General features: G+C 56.5%; 18 protein-coding genes. 11 read left to right on the top strand and 7 right to left on the bottom strand.

The features are described 5' to 3' along the window. Positions 1-39 precede the first annotated feature (39 nt). Complete coding sequence (locus NR195_RS06125; RefSeq protein WP_256844296.1) at positions 40-861, bottom strand: DUF72 domain-containing protein; 822 nt, start codon at positions 859-861, stop codon at positions 40-42. A gap of 211 nt (positions 862-1072) precedes the next feature. Here NR195_RS06125 and aspS point away from each other — a divergent pair, with 211 nt between their 5' ends. From aspS to ruvB, 6 genes are all read left to right on the top strand, one after another. Then, the gene (aspS, locus tag NR195_RS06120; protein ID WP_010258624.1) at positions 1073-2851 is read left to right on the top strand and encodes an aspartate--tRNA ligase; all 1779 of its coding nucleotides are present in this window, start codon (positions 1073-1075) and stop codon (positions 2849-2851) included. After that, entirely contained in the window at positions 2851-3282 is a 432-nt protein-coding gene (nudB, locus tag NR195_RS06115; RefSeq protein ID WP_256844295.1) for a dihydroneopterin triphosphate diphosphatase, read from the top strand. Before aspS ends, nudB begins: the two co-directional genes overlap by 1 nt. A 284-nt stretch (positions 3283-3566) precedes the next feature. After that, complete coding sequence (locus NR195_RS06110; protein ID WP_010258633.1) at positions 3567-4310, top strand: YebC/PmpR family DNA-binding transcriptional regulator; 744 nt, start codon at positions 3567-3569, stop codon at positions 4308-4310. Between the two features lie 37 nt (positions 4311-4347). Further along, positions 4348-4875, top strand: coding sequence for a crossover junction endodeoxyribonuclease RuvC (gene ruvC, locus NR195_RS06105; RefSeq protein ID WP_003849205.1), 528 nt, complete (start codon positions 4348-4350; stop codon positions 4873-4875). 96 nt (positions 4876-4971) lie between these two features. Then, positions 4972-5586 carry a Holliday junction branch migration protein RuvA gene (gene ruvA / locus NR195_RS06100; RefSeq protein WP_003849207.1) on the top strand — a complete coding sequence of 205 codons (615 nt, stop codon included), beginning with the start codon at positions 4972-4974 and terminating at the stop codon, positions 5584-5586. 8 nt (positions 5587-5594) lie between these two features. Continuing rightward, on the top strand, positions 5595-6599 hold the full coding sequence (gene ruvB / locus NR195_RS06095) for a Holliday junction branch migration DNA helicase RuvB (protein ID WP_052270583.1): 1005 nt from the start codon (positions 5595-5597) through the stop codon (positions 6597-6599). On the opposite strand, the gene znuB is transcribed toward ruvB, so the two are convergent. Both znuB and znuC read right to left on the bottom strand, forming a co-directional pair. Continuing rightward, the gene (gene znuB, locus NR195_RS06090) at positions 6600-7385 is read right to left on the bottom strand and encodes a zinc ABC transporter permease subunit ZnuB (protein WP_010258643.1); all 786 of its coding nucleotides are present in this window, start codon (positions 7383-7385) and stop codon (positions 6600-6602) included. After that, on the bottom strand, positions 7382-8137 hold the full coding sequence (gene znuC / locus NR195_RS06085) for a zinc ABC transporter ATP-binding protein ZnuC (protein WP_010258646.1): 756 nt from the start codon (positions 8135-8137) through the stop codon (positions 7382-7384). The genes znuB and znuC overlap by 4 nt, the downstream gene beginning before the upstream one ends. Before the next feature lie 77 nt (positions 8138-8214). Here znuC and znuA point away from each other — a divergent pair, with 77 nt between their 5' ends. From znuA to lpxM, 3 genes are all read left to right on the top strand, one after another. Beyond that, positions 8215-9162: a zinc ABC transporter substrate-binding protein ZnuA gene (gene znuA, locus NR195_RS06080; protein ID WP_256844294.1), complete on the top strand. Its 948-nt coding sequence runs from the start codon at positions 8215-8217 to the stop codon at positions 9160-9162. A 13-nt stretch (positions 9163-9175) separates the two neighbouring features. Then, positions 9176-10507, top strand: a complete 1332-nt coding sequence (mepM, locus tag NR195_RS06075) for a murein DD-endopeptidase MepM (protein ID WP_256844293.1) — start codon at positions 9176-9178, stop codon at positions 10505-10507. A 125-nt stretch (positions 10508-10632) separates the two neighbouring features. Continuing rightward, on the top strand, positions 10633-11607 hold the full coding sequence (gene lpxM, locus NR195_RS06070; RefSeq protein ID WP_045139891.1) for a lauroyl-Kdo(2)-lipid IV(A) myristoyltransferase: 975 nt from the start codon (positions 10633-10635) through the stop codon (positions 11605-11607). Positions 11608-11726: 119 nt separating this feature from the next. Here lpxM and NR195_RS06065 read toward each other — a convergent pair whose 3' ends face one another. The 3 genes from NR195_RS06065 to NR195_RS06055 all read right to left on the bottom strand — a co-directional run bounded on the left by NR195_RS06065 (position 11727) and on the right by NR195_RS06055 (position 15472). After that, positions 11727-12959, bottom strand: a complete 1233-nt coding sequence (locus NR195_RS06065) for an MFS transporter (RefSeq protein WP_256844292.1) — start codon at positions 12957-12959, stop codon at positions 11727-11729. Between the two features lie 84 nt (positions 12960-13043). After that, entirely contained in the window at positions 13044-14486 is a 1443-nt protein-coding gene (gene pyk, locus NR195_RS06060; protein WP_033757915.1) for a pyruvate kinase, read from the bottom strand. 107 nt (positions 14487-14593) lie between these two features. Continuing rightward, on the bottom strand, positions 14594-15472 hold the full coding sequence (locus tag NR195_RS06055) for a MurR/RpiR family transcriptional regulator (protein ID WP_167430293.1): 879 nt from the start codon (positions 15470-15472) through the stop codon (positions 14594-14596). 364 nt (positions 15473-15836) lie between these two features. On the opposite strand from NR195_RS06055, the gene zwf reads away from it, so the two are divergent. Together zwf and NR195_RS06045 are read left to right on the top strand one after the other, a co-directional pair. Further along, entirely contained in the window at positions 15837-17312 is a 1476-nt protein-coding gene (gene zwf / locus NR195_RS06050; protein ID WP_010258671.1) for a glucose-6-phosphate dehydrogenase, read from the top strand. A 214-nt stretch (positions 17313-17526) separates the two neighbouring features. Next, positions 17527-18165 carry a bifunctional 4-hydroxy-2-oxoglutarate aldolase/2-dehydro-3-deoxy-phosphogluconate aldolase gene (locus NR195_RS06045; RefSeq protein WP_010258674.1) on the top strand — a complete coding sequence of 213 codons (639 nt, stop codon included), beginning with the start codon at positions 17527-17529 and terminating at the stop codon, positions 18163-18165. A gap of 34 nt (positions 18166-18199) precedes the next feature. Here NR195_RS06045 and purT read toward each other — a convergent pair whose 3' ends face one another. After that, complete coding sequence (gene purT / locus NR195_RS06040) at positions 18200-19378, bottom strand: formate-dependent phosphoribosylglycinamide formyltransferase (RefSeq protein ID WP_010670798.1); 1179 nt, start codon at positions 19376-19378, stop codon at positions 18200-18202. Between the last annotated feature and the right edge of the window lie 56 nt (positions 19379-19434).

Raw genomic sequence — 19434 nt, 5'->3', positions numbered from 1 at the left:
TATTCTAACGGGCGCACAGCCCGCTGTCCTGGGCAGGAATCAAAACAGTGACGTCTGCTGCGGCCAGTCCGGTCCGCTATCTATGCCGGGGTCGATCTGTTGCAGCTGCGGCCAGAGTGCCTGCACCAGCGGAAAGACCTGGCCCATATCGGGCGTGTGCAGAAACAGCATGGAGTCGCCCTGTTGCTGCCATTCTGTCAGCTTGTCACGCCAGATCTGAAACAGCGGCACGCTCTCTTCCACGCTATCGCTGCCGATAAACCGCACCATCGGCTGTGAGCCGGTTCGCAATGCATGAGGCGGCACCCGGGGTTTTTGCGCGCGGGCCACCAGCGCGGCCGGACTTTGCGAGGTAGAGGCGTGAACCGGACGGCTGTCGAGCATCACGCGATTGATGCCGCGCGCCAGCAGGCCGCGATTCAGCGCCCGTTCAGCATCCCCTTTAGCGAAGAAAGCGGGATGGCGGACTTCGACGCCGTAGTGAAAACGGCGCGGCAGACTGTCGAGAAAGCGCCACAAGTCGTCGAGTTGCGTCGGAGAGAAGCTGGCAGGCAGTTGCAGCCAGTACTGACCGATGCGATCGGCCAGCGGCTCCATCAGGCGCAGGAAATCGGTCAGCAGGTCGTCGCTGTGCTGCAGCGCCGCCTGATGGCTGATGGTATTGGGAAACTTAAAGCAGAAGCGAAACGCATCGTGCGTCATATCGCGCCAGCGCATCACCGTTTCCGGATTCGGCAGCGCATAGAGCGTGGTATTTCCCTCTACACAATGGAAATAGCGGGCATAGTCCGCCAGGCTCTCAATACCCCAGCGTTTCCAGTGTGAATGCTGCCACTGGGGCAGGCCAATACGAAGTGTCACGCGCGCTCCTGGCTGCAGATTAAGATACCCCATTATCCGCTATGGTCAGGCTGGGGGGCAAATGCACACAGGAAATCGGCGCTTTGGCGCGGATCTGCTTATCCTGTCTGGCTTTTTCCATTATAATGACCGCCATTTTTGCGACAGCATCGCAACAGGTAACGCGGCCGGATGCTGTCAGATGCAGCGGCGAAGTTAAAAGGATAGTGTTATGCGTACAGAATATTGCGGACAGCTCAATCTGTCTCATGTGGGTCAGCAAGTCACGCTTTGCGGCTGGGTAAACCGCCGTCGCGATCTGGGCAGTTTGATTTTTATCGATATGCGCGACCGTGAAGGCATCGTGCAGGTGTTTTTTGATCCCGATCGCCAGGACGCATTTAAGCTGGCTTCTGAACTGCGTAACGAATTCTGTATCCAGATCACCGGTACCGTGCGTGCGCGTGATGAGAAGAACAAAAACAGCGACATGGCGACCGGTGAAGTGGAAGTGTTTGCCCAGGCACTGACCATCATTAACCGCTCTGAGCCACTGCCGCTGGACTCGAATCAGACCAACAGCGAAGAAGCGCGCCTGAAGTACCGCTACCTGGATCTGCGTCGCCCTGAGATGGTGACGCGTCTGAAAACCCGCGCAAAAATCACCAGCTTCGTTCGTCGCTTTATGGATGACGAAGGTTTCCTGGATATCGAAACCCCGATGCTGACCAAAGCGACGCCGGAAGGCGCGCGTGACTACCTGGTGCCAAGCCGGGTACATAAAGGCAAATTCTATGCGCTGCCGCAGTCACCTCAGCTGTTCAAACAGCTGCTGATGATGTCCGGTTTTGACCGTTACTATCAGATCGTTAAATGCTTCCGCGACGAAGATTTACGTGCCGATCGTCAGCCAGAATTTACCCAGATCGACGTGGAAACCTCCTTTATGACCGCGCCACAGGTGCGTGAAATCATGGAGCGTTTAATCCGCAATCTGTGGCAGGACGTGCAGGGCGTTGATCTCGGTGAGTTCCCGCAGATGACCTTTGCGGAAGCAATGCATCGCTACGGTTCAGATAAACCTGATCTGCGTAACCCGATGGAGCTGGTGGACGTCGGCGACCTGCTGAAAAACGTGGAGTTCCAGGTCTTCTCTGGCCCGGCTAATGATGAAAAGGGCCGTGTTGCCGCGCTGCGCGTACCGACCGGCGCACAGCTGAGCCGTAAGCAGATTGATGAATATGGCAAGTTCGTGGAGATTTACGGCGCCAAAGGTCTGGCGTGGATGAAGGTTAACGTCCGTGCTGACGGCCTGGAAGGCGTGCAGAGCCCGGTTGCCAAATTCCTGAATGCAGAGATTGTAGAAGGCATTCTGAGCCGCACCGGCGCTCAGGATGGCGACATTATCTTCTTTGGTGCCGATCGCGCCAAAGTAGTCGCGGATGCACTGGGTGCGCTGCGTCTGAAAGTGGGCCGCGAGCTGAACATCACTGATGAGAAAGCCTGGGCACCGCTGTGGGTGATCGACTTCCCGATGTTCGAAGAGGACGAAGAGGGCGGTCTGGCTGCGATGCACCATCCGTTCACGGCGCCAAAAGAGATGAGCGCAGAAGAGCTGGCCGCCGATCCAACCCGTGCCGTGGCGAATGCCTACGACATGGTGATCAACGGTTATGAAGTGGGCGGCGGTTCAGTGCGTATCCACAACGGCAAAATGCAGCAGACGGTGTTCAGCATTCTGGGTATCGAAGAGCATGAGCAGCGTGAGAAGTTTGGCTTCCTGCTGGATGCGCTGAAGTTCGGTACGCCACCGCATGCGGGCCTGGCCTTTGGTCTGGATCGTCTGACCATGCTGCTGACCGGCACCGATAACATTCGTGACGTCATTGCGTTCCCGAAAACCACGGCGGCCGCCTGCATGATGACCGAAGCGCCAAGCGAAGCTAATCCGGCTTCCCTGCTGGAGCTCGGCATTCAGGTCGTTAAAAAAGAAAAGCCTGAGAATAAATAATGGGCTATAAACACCCGGTTTCAGTGCTGGTCGTCATTTCGGCGCGCGATACTGGCCGGGTGTTGATGCTGCAGCGGCGTGACGATCCCACGTTCTGGCAGTCGGTCACCGGCAGCCTGGAGGCGGGAGAGTCACCGCTGGCGGCCGCGTGTCGTGAAGTGAATGAGGAAATCGGCATCGACGTGCTGGCCGAGCGGCTGGAGGTGGAGGATTGTCAGCGTCAGATCGACTTTGAAATCTTTCCCCATTTCCGCCATCGCTATGCCCCTGATGTCACCCATAATCACGAGCACTGGTTTCGCCTGCAACTGCCGACGGAGCGCGATGTGATGCTCACCGAGCATCTGGCGTTTCGCTGGCTGGCACCCGCTGACGCTGCAGCATTAACCCGATCATGGAGTAACCGCCAGGCAATTGAAGAATTTATCTGAATGCTCGCCATCGCCCGGTATTCCGGCGGCGGATAGATTAAATTTTATGAATCTGGTGAGTTTTAACAGGACTTCACCAACATATTGAACAGTCAGGCGTAATCGGCACCGTGAGGTTGTTCACCGCCCGCGCGACGTCGTCAGCGTACGCTTGTACGTGAGGATGCTTCGCGAAGCTCGCCCTCGGGGCATTCAGGTTGTCAGTCACCTGTATGCGTACGGACGGTAAACAGGCTCGCAAGCAGGATAGCCTGCACCCTGTAAAAGATCGGAGAAAATTTAAAATGGCAGGACACAGTAAGTGGGCAAATACCAAACACCGTAAGGCGGCGCAGGATGCCAAGCGCGGCAAAATCTTCACCAAAATCATTCGTGAACTGGTGACAGCGGCCAAGCTGGGCGGCGGCGATCCGGGCTCAAACCCGCGCCTGCGTGCAGCGATGGATAAAGCGCTGGCGAACAATATGACGCGTGACACCATGGATCGCGCTATTGCGCGCGGTGTAGGCGGCGATGACAATGCCAACATGGAAACCATCATCTATGAAGGCTACGGTCCTGGCGGCTCGGCCATCATGATTGAATGCCTGAGTGACAACCGTAACCGTACCGTGGGCGAAGTGCGTCACGCCTTCACCAAAACCGGCGGGAATCTGGGCACCGACGGCTCCGTGGCTTACCTGTTCAACAAAAAAGGCGTGATCTCCTATGCGCCGGGTCAGGATGAAGATGCGGTGATGGAAGCGGCTCTGGAAGCGGGCGCAGAAGATGTGGTCAGCTATGACGACGGCGCGATTGATGTCTTCACCGCATGGGAAGAGATGGGCACGGTGCGTGATGCACTGGAAGCGCTCGGCCTGAAAGCGGACACTGCAGAAGTGGCAATGATCCCGACCACCAAAGCAGAGATGGATGCGGAAACCGCACCTAAACTGCTGCGTCTGATCGACATGCTGGAAGATTGCGACGATGTGCAGGAGGTCTATCACAACGGTGAAATCTCCGACGAGGTAGCGGAAACGCTGTAATGGCGTCTACCGTAATCACTTTAACCAAAGAGGCGTAATGTCGATTATCCTGGGTATCGATCCCGGCTCACGCATCACCGGTTATGGTGTTATTCGTCAGACTGGCCGCCAGCTCACTTATCTGGGCAGCGGCTGTATCCGCACTAATACCACCGAGTTGCCCGCCCGTCTGAAGCTGATTTATGCGGGCGTCTGTGAAATCATTACGCAGTTTTCACCCGACTTCTTCGCCATTGAACAGGTGTTTATGGCGAAGAATGCAGACTCCGCACTGAAGCTCGGCCAGGCGCGCGGTGCCGCGATTGTTGCCGCGGTAAACCACGATCTGCCGGTGTTTGAGTATGCCGCCCGTCAGGTAAAACAGACCGTGGTTGGCATCGGCAGCGCCGAGAAAAGTCAGGTGCAGCACATGGTGCGAACCCTGCTGAAGCTACCGGCGAACCCGCAGGCGGATGCCGCCGATGCGCTGGCGATTGCCATTACGCACTGTCATGTGGCTCAGAATGCGGCTCGCATGAGTGACAGTAAGCTGGTGCTGACGCGCGGACGGTTACGCTCAGGTTAGCCGTCATCGCTCAGGCCGCACTCTCAGGCTGGATATTCATCCAGCCTTTTTTATGTTATAAAATCCGCCACATTCGTTAGTTAAGGAAGCGTTCAGGTGATAGGTCGTTTACGGGGCAATATTCTGGAAAAGCAGCCGCCACTGGTGCTGCTTGAGGCACACGGCGTCGGCTATGAAATTTATATGCCCATGACCTGTTTTTATGAGTTGCCTGAACTTCAGCACGAAGCGGTGATTTTTACCCACTTCGTGGTGCGTGAAGATGCGCAGCTGCTGTTTGGTTTTAACAGCAAGCAGGAGCGCGCGCTGTTTCGCGAACTGATTAAAGTAAATGGCGTCGGACCCAAGCTGGCGCTGGCGATCCTCTCCGGCATGTCGGCGCAGCAGTTTGTGACCGCTGTCGAGAAAGAGGAGATCGCGTCACTGGTGAAATTGCCAGGCGTGGGCAAAAAGACGGCAGAGCGTCTGGTGGTCGAGATGAAGGACCGCTTCAAAGGAATGCACGGCGACCTGTTTGGCGGCGATTCTGCCTTTACGCTGACCACGCCGAGCGCCGAGCCGGAAACCAATGATGCGGAATCCGAAGCGGTTGCAGCGCTGGTATCACTGGGTTATAAACCGCAGGAAGCGAGCCGTATGATCAGTAAAGTCGGTCGACCGGATGCGGATTGCGAAACCCTGATCCGCGAAGCGCTACGCGCCGCCATTTGAGGTAATTCATGATAGAAGCCGACCGCCTGATCTCCGCTGTCAGTATCAGCGAAGAAGAGGTTATTGACCGCGCTATTCGCCCGAAGATGCTGACCGAGTATGTCGGTCAGCCGCAGGTGCGTGAGCAGATGGAGATTTTCATCAAGGCAGCGCAACTGCGCGGCGATGCGCTCGATCATCTGCTGATCTTCGGGCCGCCGGGACTGGGTAAAACCACCCTGGCGAACATCGTGGCCAACGAGATGGGCGTTAATCTTCGCACTACCTCAGGTCCGGTGCTGGAAAAGGCGGGCGACCTGGCGGCGATGCTGACCAACCTTGAACCGCATGATGTCCTGTTTATCGATGAAATCCATCGCCTCTCACCGGTGGTGGAAGAGATACTCTACCCGGCGATGGAAGATTATCAGCTGGATATCATGATCGGCGAAGGCCCGGCTGCGCGCTCAATCAAGCTCGATCTGCCGCCTTTTACCCTGATTGGCGCCACTACGCGTGCTGGCTCGCTGACCTCGCCGCTGCGCGATCGTTTCGGCATTGTGCAGCGGCTTGAGTTCTACCAGGTTAAAGATTTGCAGCACATCGTAGGCCGCAGCGCCGCCTGTCTGGGTCTGGCGCTGAGTGACGAAGGGGCGTTAGAGATCGCCCGTCGCGCCCGCGGCACGCCGCGTATTGCCAATCGCCTGCTGCGCCGCGTTCGTGACTTCGCCGAAGTGCGGGCAAACGGTGACCTGAGCGGTGAAGTCTCCTGCAGCGCGCTGGATATGCTTAACGTAGACAGCGAAGGGTTCGATTATATGGACCGTAAACTGCTGCTGGCGATCATCGACAAATTTATGGGTGGGCCGGTAGGGCTGGATAACCTGGCTGCGGCCATTGGTGAAGAGCGCGAAACCATCGAAGATGTGATTGAACCCTTCCTGATTCAGCAGGGCTTCATTCAGCGCACACCGCGTGGCCGGATGGCCACGCAGCACGCTTATCGTCACTTCGGCATCACGCGCGAAGAGTAACTAGACTGCTGGTTTCCGGACCATACTGAAAATAAACAGGATGGCGGCGCAGAGCACCACTGACGGCCCGGCAGGGGTGTCGTAGAAGGCGGAGAAGGTCAGGCCGCCGGTGACGGCAATCACCCCGATGACTACGGCGACGGCCGCCATGCCTTCCGGTGAACGCACAAAGCGACGAGCGGTCGCAGCGGGGATAATCAGCAGTGAGGTGATAATCAGCGCACCCACGAACTTCATTGCCACTCCGATAGTCAGTGCCGTGACCAGCATCAGGATCAGACGGGTACGCTGGATATTGACGCCGTCCACCTGGGCCAGTTCCGGGCTGATGGTCATCGACAGCAGCGACCGCCACTGCCACGCCATCACCAGCAGCACGATCACCACGCCGCCACCCATCATCCAGAGATCGTCTGGCGTCACCGCCAGCAGATCGCCAAACAGATAAGCCATCAGATCGACGCGAACGTTCTTCATCAGGCTGACCACCACCAGACCCAGCGACAGCGCGCTGTGCGCCATAATCCCCAGCAGGGTATCGATAGCCAGATGTGGACGACGCTCCAGCCAGACCAGTCCCAGCGCCAGGCAGACCGTGACCAGAATCACCGCGTAGTAAGGATTCACGTTAAACAGCAGGCCAAATGCCACGCCAAGCAGAGAGGCATGCGCCAGGGTATCGCCGAAATAGGACATCTTGCGCCAGACAACAAACGATCCCAGCGGACCGGCAGCCAGCGCTAACATCACACCGCCTATCCAGCCCGGTAATAACAACTCAATCATGATGGACCCTGTCCTTTGCGTAAAACGATACGTCCCTGAAGGTCGTGACGGTGATTATGATGATGACGATAAATCGCCAGCTCCTCCGCGCCGCGCGGACCAAACATGGCGATAAATTCCGGATGCTGCGATACCGCTTCCGGGGTGCCGGAACAACAGATGTGATGGTTAAGGCACAGCACTTCGTCGGTTTTGGCCATCACCAGATGCAGATCGTGGGAGACCATGAGTACGCCGCAGTTCAGTTCAACACGTAACTGATTGATAAGGTCATAGAGTGACACCTGACCATTCACATCCACACCCTGAGTAGGCTCATCGAGTACCAGCAATTGAGGCTGATTCAGCAGAGCGCGCGCCAGCAGCACACGCTGGGTTTCACCACCGGAAAGCTTTTGCAGCGGGGCGTTGAGCAGGTGACCCGCCTGCACGCGTTTCAGTGCCGGCAGGATCTCGGCGTTTTTGCTGCCACGGGTCAGACGCATAAAGCGTTCAACGGTCACCGGCAGGGTCGGGTCGATGTGCAGCTTCTGTGGCACATAGCCAATTCGCAGACCGGGATCACGCTGAACGGAACCGGTGGTGGGAGCGAGCAGTCCCAGCACCACACGCACCAGCGTTGATTTTCCGGCGCCGTTAGGACCCAGCAGGGTGAGGATGCGGCCAGGCTGCAGTGCCAGGCTGACACCGGATAACACATTGCGCTGGTTAAACTTTATCGAAACATTATCGAGTGTGACAAGTGAGGTCATAGTATTTACAGGTTGCACAGAATTTCGAATGTTATAATATCACATTCCACCTCATGGTCACGATGGAATGACGCAATATGTTACATAATAAAAAGGGCGCAATTTTCGCCTTAACTGCTTTCTCCGTTACAGCTTCGTTAACCCTTCCAGCTCAGGCGAATGTCGTGGCTTCACTCAAACCGGTAGGGTTTATCGCTGCGGCCATTGCCGATGGTGTCACACCGGTTGACGTTCTGCTACCGGACGGTGCCTCTGAACACGACTATTCCCTGCGGCCCTCAGATGCAAAACGCTTAAAAAACGCGGACTTAGTTGTATGGGTCGGGCCTGAAATGGAAGCCTTTATGGCGAAGTCTGCGGCTGAACTTCCGGCCCAAAAAAACCTCGCGATGGTGAACATCGACGGGGTAAAACCGTTATTGATTAGCGGTGGTGAAGATGAAGATGAACACACAACGGAAAAATCCGAAGAACAGGACGCCGATGCCCATCACCATCATCACGGCGAGTTTAATATGCACCTGTGGTTGTCGCCAGAGATTGCGCGCAAGACCGCGGTTGCAATCCATGGAAAATTATTGGAACTTATGCCGCAAGATAAAGCCAAACTTGACGCCAACCTCCAGCAGTTTGAGGTAGCTTTGGCGGACACGGACAAACGCGTTAGCGCACAACTCGCTCCGGTCAGAAATAAAGGATATTTCGTTTTTCACGACGCTTACACGTACTTTGAAAAACAATACGGTCTCTCGCCCACCGGGCACTTTACCGTCAATCCTGAAATTCAACCGGGCGCTCAGCGTTTACATCAGATACGAACACAGTTGGTTGAGCAAAAGGCGGTCTGCGTCTTTGCTGAGCCACAATTCAGGCCAGCAGTCATCGATGCTGTCGCCCGCGGAACGCAGGTGCGTAAAGGCACGCTCGATCCCCTGGGAACAGACATCAGCTTAGCCAAAGACAGCTATGTGAAATTCCTCTCACAACTGTCGAGCCAGTATGAAAGCTGCCTGAATGGAGCATGAGGAATAGGTAAAAGTGCAGCAGATAGCCCGCTCTGTCGCCCTCGCATTTAATAATTTGCCGCGCCCCCACCGCGTAATGCTGGGTTCTTTAACTGTAGTCACTCTGGCCGTCGCTGTCTGGCGGCCTTACGTTTATCATCCTTCGGATGATGTGACGCCCATCGTCAAAAACATCGAACTGGATAAGAACACGTTCCGCACGCTGTTGCCGGAAGCCAGTGAGCCTATCGATCAGAGCACACCGGAACCGGAAGAAGAATTGCCTGCGGACGATGTGGACACCGACGTGCCCGAAACGGCCGGTGTTCACGACTACACCGTTTCATCCGGCGATACTCTGAGCAGTGCCCTGAATCAGTATGGCATCGACATCAGTGACATTAATGCGCTGGTGATGAGCGACCGCGATCTGCGTAATCTGCAGGTTGGTCAGCAGCTGAGCTGGACGCTGGATGATGATGGCGGCCTGAAAACCCTGAGCTGGGAAATTTCCCGCCGTGAAACCCGCACCTATGAGCGCACCCCTAAAGGTGGCTTTAAGATGGATGCGGAGATGCAGAAGGGCGAATGGCGCAACAGCGTGATGCAGGGCGAAGTACGCGGCAGTTTTGCCGCCAGCGCCCAGCGTGCCGGACTGAGCAGTGCCGAAGCCAGCGCCGTGATCAAAGCGCTGCAGTGGCAGATGGACTTCCGTAAGCTGCGTGCAGGTGACCAGTTCAGTGTACTGATGTCACGCGAAATGCTGGATGGCAAGAGTGCGCAAAGTCAGTTGCTGGGTGTGCGCCTGCGCAGCGGGGGTAAAGACTATTACGCTTTCCGCGCCGAAGATGGCAAGTTCTACGATCGCAGCGGCTCCGGTCTGGCGCGCGGCTTTATGCGCTTCCCGACGGTTAAGCAGTATCGTGTCTCCTCTAACTTTAATCCGCGTCGTCTCAACCCGGTTACCGGCCGCATAGCGCCTCATAAAGGCGTCGACTTTGCGCTGCCGATCGGTACGCCGGTGCTGGCAGTGGGTGATGGTGAAATAGTGGTGGCGAAGAACGGCGGTGCCGCGGGTAACTACGTCGCGATTCGTCATGGCCGTCAGTATATGACGCGCTATATGCACATGAAGAAAGTGCTGGTGAAGCCAGGTCAGAAAGTGAAGCGTGGCGACCGTATTGGACTGTCAGGCAACACCGGACGTTCCACCGGGCCGCATCTGCATTTTGAAATCTGGATCAATAATCAGGCGGTCAACCCCTTAACGGCGAAACTGCCGCGCATGGAAGGCCTGACGGGCAAAGCTCGCAGCGATTACATGGCACAGGTTAAATCCTGGCTGCCTCAGCTGGGTCTGAAGTAAGCGAATTTCGTCAAATCGCGCAAAAACCGACGGGTTTCCCGTCGGTTTTTTGCTATATGGCGCAGGATGATTGCAAATTTTCAGGTCGTCACTATCATTAGCCGGTCATTGCTTGAGGCGAGTGCATGGAAACCCGTAAAAAAAATAACACTGAATTTATTCCCGTTTTTGAACGTTCTTTTCTCAAACCTAAATACTGGGGCAGCTGGCTGGCGATTGGTGGTCTGGCCGCGATGGCGATGCTACCGCCGAAAGTGCGCGATCCGCTGCTGGGTCGGTTAGGCAAATTCGCCGGTAAGCTGGCAAAGGGTGCACGGCGCCGTGCGCTGATTAACCTCTATTACTGTCTGCCGGAACTCAGCGAGGCGCAGCGTGCAACGCTGGTCGATGAGATGTTTGCGACGGCACCGCAGGCGATGGCAATGATGACCGAGCTGGTGCTGCGCGATCCGGCACGTATCCGTGAACGTGTAGAGTGGCATGGTCGTGAAATTATCGACCAGATGAAAGCGGAGCAGCAGAATGTGATTTTTTTGGTGCCGCACGGCTGGGCGGTGGATATTCCTGCCATGCTGCTGGCGTCAGAAGGGCAAAAGATGGCGGCAATGTTCCATAACCAGAGCGATCCGCTGATGGACTATGCGTGGAACACCGCACGCCGCGGTTATGGCGGACGGCTTCATGCCCGCAACGACGGCATTAAACCCTTTATCAGTTCGATCCGTCAGGGCTACTGGGGCTACTACCTGCCCGATCAGGATCATGGCCCGGAGCACAGCGAGTTCGTCGATTTCTTTGCCACCTATAAAGCGACGCTGCCTGCGGTAGGGCGACTGATGAAAGTGTGCCGCGCGCGCGTGGTGCCGCTGTTTCCGGTTTATAACAGCGAAACGCACAAGCTTGAGATTTATGTGCGTCCGCCGATGGACGATCTGCTGGAAGCCGACGATCACCAGTTGGCTCGCCGGATGAATGAAGAAGTGGAAGTGTTTGTCCGCCCGCATCCCGAGCAGTACACCTGGATCCTCAAGCTGCTGAAGACCCGCAAAGAGGGTGACATCGAGCCCTATTCGCGCAAAGATCTCTATCCGCGCAAATAGCAAAAAGGCCGCGAAAGCGGCCTTTTCTTATCTCCTAATCACTGGCTACAGGTGTGTGCTCCCTTGCTTTGAGCTTCTGAGCTGCCTGCTCAGGACACACCTGTGGCTGGGCTGCCTTTTTATAATGCCTCCAGCCTGCTGCGACGTTTACGCTCGCGCATAAACAGGATCACCAGACCAAACCAGAGCATGCCGCTGATAAAATTGACCAGGCAGAACCACAGCGTGCCGCCGCTGAAGTAGCCGCTTTTCGCCAGCTCAATTCCCACCGCCAGCGTCATAATACTGATCATTCCCAGCATCGCAGCCACACTGCCTTTGCCTTCGTTGCTGGCGTAGAGCGTCAGGCGATACAGTCCGGCATTGACCATGCCCGCGCCAAAGGCGTAGAGACTCAGGCCAGCGGTTATCAGCAGATAGCCGTGGCTGTTCATCAGGCTCGCCACCAGCGCCAGGCTCAGACCAATCAGAATCGGCCAGGCGGCGAACTTCACCGGCTGTTCAATCGGCACGCGTCCCGCCAGCTTACTCAGCGTCAGGTTACCGGCGATCATCGCCAGAAACACCGGCAGCTGCAGCAGGGCGTACTGCATACGCGACAGACCTTCGTCGTGCATCAGGATCACCGGCGAAAGGGCAACCCAGGTGAGGATCGGGATAAACACCAGCCCGATAGCGAAGGAACCAAACATTACCAGCCGGTCTTTCATCAGCCGGCCATAGTTGCGCGCCAGATTGGGCAGGGCGATGGAGTGACTGCGGTCACCAGCGGTTTCGGGCATCACACGCCACAGCACCACAAAGGCGACCAGGCTGCAGGCGGCAAACAGCCAGAACATGCTGCGCCAGCTGCCAATGGTGAGCCAGGCTGCACCGGCAAGCGGACCCGCCAGCGGAGCCAGCAGCGCCACGTTGGCCATCAGCGCCATCATGCGCACCGCCAGCGCTTCATCAAAAGCTTCCTGAATTGCGGCATAGCCGACCGCGCCGATAAAGCAGAGGCTGATACCCTGAATAAAGCGCAGGCTGACAAATTCTTCAATCGAGCTGACCCAGTGCATCAGCATGCAGGCGACGGCAAAAAACAGGATGCCGAAGAGCATTACCGGTCGCCGGCCAAACTTATCAGAGAGAGGGCCCAGCAGCCATTGCAGCACCACGCCGCCAATCAGGTAGGCGGTCAGTGAGGTGGAGACCCATACAGGGCCGACGGAAAATTCACTGGTGACGATCAGCATGCCAGGCTGGATCATGTCATGAGCAATATAGGTGGCAAACTCGAACAGCACTAACGCCAGAGGAAAGAGTAAAATTCGGCCGGTAAGCTGGCTGATGGGGTGGAAACGGGCCATCTGGCCTCCTTGTCAGAAAAGAAAACGCGACTGCCAGGCAGTCGCGTCGTTTATTCTACACCGACAATGTAAACCCGGGCTCAATTAATCCACGCGCAACACACGTGTGGTATTGGTGGTGCCGGTGGCGCCCATCACATCGCCCTGCGTCACAATGACCAGATCGCCAGAGACCAGGAAGCCTTTGTCGCGCAGCAGGTTAACCGCATCGTGCGCAGCAGCCACACCGTCGTTATTGCTGTCGAAGAACACTGGCGTCACGCCGCGATAGAGCGCGGTGAGATTCAGCGTGCGTTCATGGCGTGACATGGCAAAAATCGGCAGGCCTGAGGTGATACGTGAGGTCATCAGCGGGGTACGGCCCGACTCGGTCATGGTGATGATCGCGGTAACGCCCTGCAGGTGGTTCGCGGCGTACATGGATGACATAGCAATCGCTTCTTCGACATTGTCGAACTGCACGTCCAGACGATGCTTGGAGACGTTGACGCTCGGGATCTTCTCCGCGCCCAGGCAGACCTTCGCCATCGCTGAGACAGTTTCAGCCGGATACTGACCCGCTGCGGTTTCAGCAGAGAGCATCACAGCATCGGTGCCATCCAGCACGGCGTTCGCCACGTCCATCACTTCTGCGCGGGTCGGCATCGGGTTAGTGATCATCGACTCCATCATCTGGGTCGCGGTAATGATGGTGCGGTTAAGCTGGCGGGCACGACGAATCAATGCTTTCTGAATGCCGACCAGTTCCGGATCGCCAATCTCAACGCCCAGATCGCCACGCGCCACCATCACCACATCAGAGGCCAGAATGATGTCATCCATCGCTTCCTGGCTGGCGACCGCTTCAGCACGTTCCACTTTTGCGACCAGTTTGGCGTCACAACCCGCTTCGCGCGCCAGACGACGTGCCAGATTCATATCTTCACCACAGCGTGGGAAAGAGACGGCCAGATAGTCGACGCGGATTTTGGCGGCAGTGATGATATCCGCTTTATCTTTTTCGGTCAGCGCTTCAGCTGAGAGTCCGCCGCCCAGTTTGTTAATGCCTTTGTTGTTGGACAGCGGGCCACCCACGGTAACTTCGGTGAACACCTTCATATCCTGAACTTCCAGCACTTTCAGCTGCACGCGACCATCATCCAGCAGCAGGATATCGCCCGGCACCACATCTGCCGGCAGGCCTTTATAGTCGATACCGACGCGCTCTTTATCGCCTTCGCCTTTACCCAGATTGGCATCCAGCAGGAAACGGTCGCCGATATTCAGGAAAACTTTGCCTTCTTTGAAGGTTGAAACACGAATTTTTGGACCCTGGAGGTCACCGAGGATGGCCACGTGGCGACCCAGTTTTGCGGCAATCTCGCGCACTTTATCGGCACGGATCTGGTGATCTTCTGGCGTGCCGTGAGAGAAGTTGAGTCGTACAACGTTCGCGCCGGCAGCGATGATTTTTTCTAAATTATTATCACGATCGGTGGCCGGGCCGAGGGTTGTAACGATTTTGGTTCTTCTGAGACGTCTTGACATCGAGGACTCCGTAAACATTTAAGCGTGCCCTGGTCTGTGGACACAGCATGGTTATCTATTCTATATGATCGACGGGTTGTGATACGACTCACATTGTAAATGTGATGTTAATTTTTTTGCTGATCATCCTTTTCCCGAATTGTGTGCTTTTCGTAACGCGACGCTTTCAACGCCTCTTTCACGCGTTTCAGGTTTTCCCGGAAGGGCGCACCCCGTTCCAGGGTGAAACCGGTCGCCAACACATCGATCACGGTCAACTGCGCCAGGCGCGATACCATCGGCAAATAGATATCCGTATCTTCCGGTACATCAAGCACTAAAGCTATCGCTGCTTCATGGGCAAGGGGAGAATCGGCAGAGGTGATGGCTATAACGGTGGAACCGTTTACACGGGCCAGGCGAGCCAGTTCTACCATATTTTTTGTGCGTCCAGTATGCGAAATGAGAACAAAAACGTCACCGGCTCGACTATTTATGCAACTCATGCGCTGGATCACAATATCGTCTGACCAGATGACCGGCAGATTAAAGCGCAGAAATTTGGTAAAGGCGTCATGTGCTACCACAGCGGAAGCCCCCAGCCCGAAAAAGGCGAGTTTGTCAGCCTGAGTAAGCAGGGTGACGGCCTGCTGCAGTTGGGCGCTATCCAGTTGATCCCGTACCCGCTGCAGCCCTGCCAGCGCCGAGTCAAAGATTTTGTGGCTGTAGTTCTCCACACTGTCATCGTCCTCCACGCCCCGGCTGACCCAGTTGCTGCTTTTCACCAGGCTCTGCGCCAGTTGCAGCTTAAAGTCGGGAAAGCCGCGCGCGCCCAGTCGATGACAGAAGCGATTCACCGTGGGTTCACTGACGCAGGCTTCACGCGCCAGGGTGGCGATGCTGGAGTGCATCGCCGCCTGCGGCGCAGCCAGAATCTGCCGGGCGACTTTCTGTTCCGCATTGCTGAGCGCGGCGAACTGCGCGTCAATTTTTTCCAGCATATTCATAAGCCGATGACCATAATCACTTTTACCAATTTCAATTATCCCTGTCGTCAGAGTCGATTAACAGAGACTATATCGTGTCAGCACCTGCCAGGCGCAACGGCGGACAAGTCGATTGCCCTTTTTTTTGGGATACTTTGACCGGTGCCTGATTTTCCTGACACCAACAGACACAGAAAAAACCGGCAATCCGCACGTGTCATCACACGCGCTTAGCACATCCGGTACAGAGTTAATGCGGTTGACCCGGCGAGTCGGTTTACCTGGCGCGGGGAAAAAAGTACATTGTGCTCAAAGAAAATAATAACCTGGACCCGGTGGCAGAGGATGCATCACCACCGGACTATCCTGCAACGAGGAGAGGAAAATGGCGGTAACACAAACAGCCCAGGCATGCGATCTGGTGATTTTCGGTGCCAAAGGCGATCTTGCACGCCGTAAACTGTTGCCTTCACTGTACCAGTTAGAGAAAGCGGGGCAGATCCACGAGGAAACCCGCATTATTGGTGTCGGCCGTGCCGAGTGGGATAAAGCGGAATACACCAAAGTGGTACGTGAAGCGCTGGAAACCTTCATGAAGGAGAAGATTGACGAAGCGCTGTGGGACAAACTCAGCAATCGTCTCGACTTCTGCAACCTCGATGTCAACGACACCACGCACTTTCCGAAACTGGGCAAGATGCTGGACCAGAAAAATCGCACCACCATCAACTACTTCGCCATGCCACCCAGCACCTTTGGCGCCATCTGTCAGGGACTGGGCACCGCGAAGCTGAATGCTAAACCGGCGCGCGTAGTGATGGAGAAGCCGCTGGGCACCTCACTGGAAACCTCGCAGGAGATCAACGACAGCGTTGGTGAGTACTTTGATGAGAGCCAGGTGTTCCGTATTGACCACTATCTCGGCAAAGAGACCGTGCTTAACCTGCTGGCGCTGCGCTTTGCTAACTCTATCTTCGTAAATAACTGGGATAACCGCACCATCGACCACGTCCAGATTACCGTGGCCGAAGAAGTGGGTATCGAAGGCCGCTGGGGTTACTTCGATAAAGCGGGCCAGATGCGCGACATGATCCAGAACCACCTGCTGCAGATTCTGACCATGATCGCCATGTCGCCGCCGTCCGATCTCAGCGCCGACAGCATCCGTGACGAAAAAGTTAAAGTGCTGCGCTCGCTGCGCCGCATCGATCAGACCAACGTGCGTGAGAAAACCGTTCGCGGCCAGTACACCGCTGGCTTTGTGCAGGGCAAAAAAGTGCCAGGCTACCTGGAAGAAGAGGGCGCCAATAAGTCGAGCGCCACAGAGACCTTCGTGGCAATACGTGTCGATATCGACAACTGGCGCTGGGCGGGCGTGCCGTTCTACCTGCGCACCGGTAAGCGTTTGCCGACCAAGTGTTCAGAAGTCGTGGTCTACTTCAAAAACCCGGAAATGAACCTGTTTAAAGACTCCTACTCAGAGCTGCCGCAGAACAAGCTGACGATTCGTCTGCAGCCGGACGAAGGGGTGGATATCGAGATCCTGAACAAAGTGCCGGGCCTCGATCACAAACACAAACTGCAGACCACCAAGCTGGATCTGAGCTACTCCGAGACCTTTAACCAGTCGCACCTTGCCGATGCTTACGAGCGTCTGCTGCTGGAGAGCATGCGTGGTATCCAGGCGCTGTTTGTGCGCCGCGATGAAGTTGAAGCCGCGTGGACCTATGTCGATTCCATTATCGACGCCTGGGCTGCGGACGGCGACTCTTCCAAGCCGTATCAGGCGGGCACCTGGGGCCCGGTGGCCTCAGTGGCGATGATTACCCGCGATGGCCGTTCGTGGAACGAGTTCGAATAACGGAAGTGATGATGAAGCCCGCAACGCGGGCTTTTTTTTCGCCCTTAATCCGGACCAGCCGACACGAATAAAATTGAACTGCCGTTTCAAAATGGTCGCAGGATGATAGACGCTCAGGAAGCTGATCATGTATGGTAGTGACGCAATTTACAGGGCAGGAGCCGATGCTCCATGACCGGGTCGCAATCCCGGTGTTATCAAGCAAGGGGAACTGATGAAAAACTGGAAAACGAGTGCAGAACAGATTCTGACCACCGGACCTGTGGTGCCGGTCATCGTTGTGAACAAGCTGGAACACGCCGTGCCGATGGCAAAAGCGCTGGTGGCAGGCGGTGTCAGAGTGCTGGAAGTGACGCTGCGCACGCCAGTGGCGATGGATGCCTTACGTGCGATGATTAAAGAAGTACCGGATGCGATCGTCGGTGCGGGAACGGTGATTAACCCGCAGCAGTTACAGGAAGTGACCGATGCCGGTGCGCAGTTTGTGATCAGCCCTGGCGTCACCGAGTCGCTGCTGAAAGCGGCGGTTGAAGGGCCGGTACCGTTGATTCCCGGCATCAGCACCGTTTCTGAGCTAATGACCGGTATGGACTACGGTCTGCGCGAGTTCAAGTTTTTCCCGGCAGAAGCGAACGGCGGCGTTAAAGCGCTGCAGGCGATTGGCGGACCCTTCCCGCAGGTGCGATTCTGCCCGACCGGCGGCATCTCTCCGGCGAACTACCGTGACTATCTGGCGCTGAAAAGCGTGCTGTGCATCGGCGGTTCCTGGCTGGTGCCCAACGACGCGCTGGAAGCGGGCGACTGGGATCGCATCACCCGCCTGGCACGCGAAGCTGTTGAAGGCGCGAAGTAAGTTATGGCGGTGAGCGTCTGCTCACCGCACACGTTTATCCCTGAACCGTGACCGCTGCTGCGCTGGCAACGGCACGCGCAATCGCCTGATCGGTGCTGTCACCGCTGGCGAGCGCCACGCCCAGCCGACGCTGGCCGCTGATTTCCGGCTTGCCGAACAGGCGCAGTTGCAGACCGGCACCCAGCGCCGCTTCGACATTCACAAACTGCACATTCTGGCTGGTCAGTTGCGGCAGAATAACGGCGGACGCTGACGGACCATACTGGCGAATCGCGCCAATCGGCAGACCGAGAAACGCCCGCACGTGCAGCGCAAACTCTGACAGATCCTGCGAAATCAGCGTCACCATGCCGGTGTCGTGAGGACGCGGAGAAACTTCGCTGAACACCACCTCATCACCGCAGACAAACAGCTCAACGCCAAACAAGCCATAGCCACCCAGCGCCTTAACCACCTGCGCGGCAACATCCTGCGCCCGCTGCAGCGCCACATCACTCATCTGCTGCGGCTGCCAGGATTCACGGTAATCGCCATCCTCCTGACGGTGACCAATTGGCGCACAGAAATGAATGCCATCGACTGCACTGATGGTGAGCAGGGTGATCTCGAAATCGAAGTCGACAACCCCTTCGACAATGACGCGTCCGGCACCCGCGCGGCCACCCTGTTGCGCATAGTCCCAGGCGTTATCGAGCTGGCTGGCATCGCGGATAAAGCTCTGACCTTTGCCGGATGAACTCATTACCGGCTTCACAATGCAGGGAAAGCCGATTTCGGTAGCCGCTTCATCAAAGCGCGCCTTGCTATCGGCAAAGCGATAGCGGGAGGTCGGCAGAGAGAGCTCTTCAGCCGCCAGCCGACGAATGCCTTCGCGGTTCATGGTCAGCCGCGCGGCACGGGCAGTCGGCACCACGCGCTGGCCTTGCTGCTCCAGTTCAACCAGGGTCTCCGTGGCGATGGCTTCGATTTCCGGTACGACAAAATCAGGCTTCTCTTCAGCGATTAGCGCAGCCAGCGCCGCGCCATCCAGCATGTTAATCACATGGCTGCGATGGGCGACGTGCATCGCCGGGGCATCGGCGTAACGATCAACCGCGATCACTTCCACACCCAGACGCTGACACTCCAGCGCCACCTCTTTACCCAGTTCACCTGAACCCAATAGCATCACACGCGTTGCTGCCGGACGCAGCGCTGTTCCGAGAGTCGTCATTTCTTCACCTAAGCAGTCAAAATTCGCGCGCAAGTATAAACGAAAACGTTTGCGTT

This window comes from Pantoea sp. Ft-CA_14 (assembly GCF_024520875.1).
Lineage (GTDB): Bacteria > Pseudomonadota > Gammaproteobacteria > Enterobacterales > Enterobacteriaceae > Pantoea > Pantoea agglomerans.
This window is presented reverse-complemented; position numbering and strand designations above follow the sequence as displayed.

Bases quoted from the DNA above. Each gene is read 5' to 3' on its own strand.
- aspS (WP_010258624.1), top strand. From the start codon at position 1,073: ATGCGTACAGAATATTGCGGACAGCTCAATCTGTCTCATGTGGGTCAG.
- nudB (WP_256844295.1), top strand. From the start codon at position 2,851: ATGGGCTATAAACACCCGGTTTCAGTGCTGGTCGTCATTTCGGCGCGC.
- NR195_RS06110 (WP_010258633.1), top strand. From the start codon at position 3,567: ATGGCAGGACACAGTAAGTGGGCAAATACCAAACACCGTAAGGCGGCG.
- ruvC (WP_003849205.1), top strand. From the start codon at position 4,348: ATGTCGATTATCCTGGGTATCGATCCCGGCTCACGCATCACCGGTTAT.
- ruvB (WP_052270583.1), top strand. From the start codon at position 5,595: ATGATAGAAGCCGACCGCCTGATCTCCGCTGTCAGTATCAGCGAAGAA.
- znuB (WP_010258643.1), bottom strand. From the start codon at position 7,385: ATGATTGAGTTGTTATTACCGGGCTGGATAGGCGGTGTGATGTTAGCG.
- znuC (WP_010258646.1), bottom strand. From the start codon at position 8,137: ATGACCTCACTTGTCACACTCGATAATGTTTCGATAAAGTTTAACCAG.
- znuA (WP_256844294.1), top strand. From the start codon at position 8,215: ATGTTACATAATAAAAAGGGCGCAATTTTCGCCTTAACTGCTTTCTCC.
- lpxM (WP_045139891.1), top strand. From the start codon at position 10,633: ATGGAAACCCGTAAAAAAAATAACACTGAATTTATTCCCGTTTTTGAA.
- NR195_RS06065 (WP_256844292.1), bottom strand. From the start codon at position 12,959: ATGGCCCGTTTCCACCCCATCAGCCAGCTTACCGGCCGAATTTTACTC.
- pyk (WP_033757915.1), bottom strand. From the start codon at position 14,486: ATGTCAAGACGTCTCAGAAGAACCAAAATCGTTACAACCCTCGGCCCG.
- NR195_RS06055 (WP_167430293.1), bottom strand. From the start codon at position 15,472: ATGAATATGCTGGAAAAAATTGACGCGCAGTTCGCCGCGCTCAGCAAT.
- zwf (WP_010258671.1), top strand. From the start codon at position 15,837: ATGGCGGTAACACAAACAGCCCAGGCATGCGATCTGGTGATTTTCGGT.
- NR195_RS06045 (WP_010258674.1), top strand. From the start codon at position 17,527: ATGAAAAACTGGAAAACGAGTGCAGAACAGATTCTGACCACCGGACCT.
- purT (WP_010670798.1), bottom strand. From the start codon at position 19,378: ATGACGACTCTCGGAACAGCGCTGCGTCCGGCAGCAACGCGTGTGATG.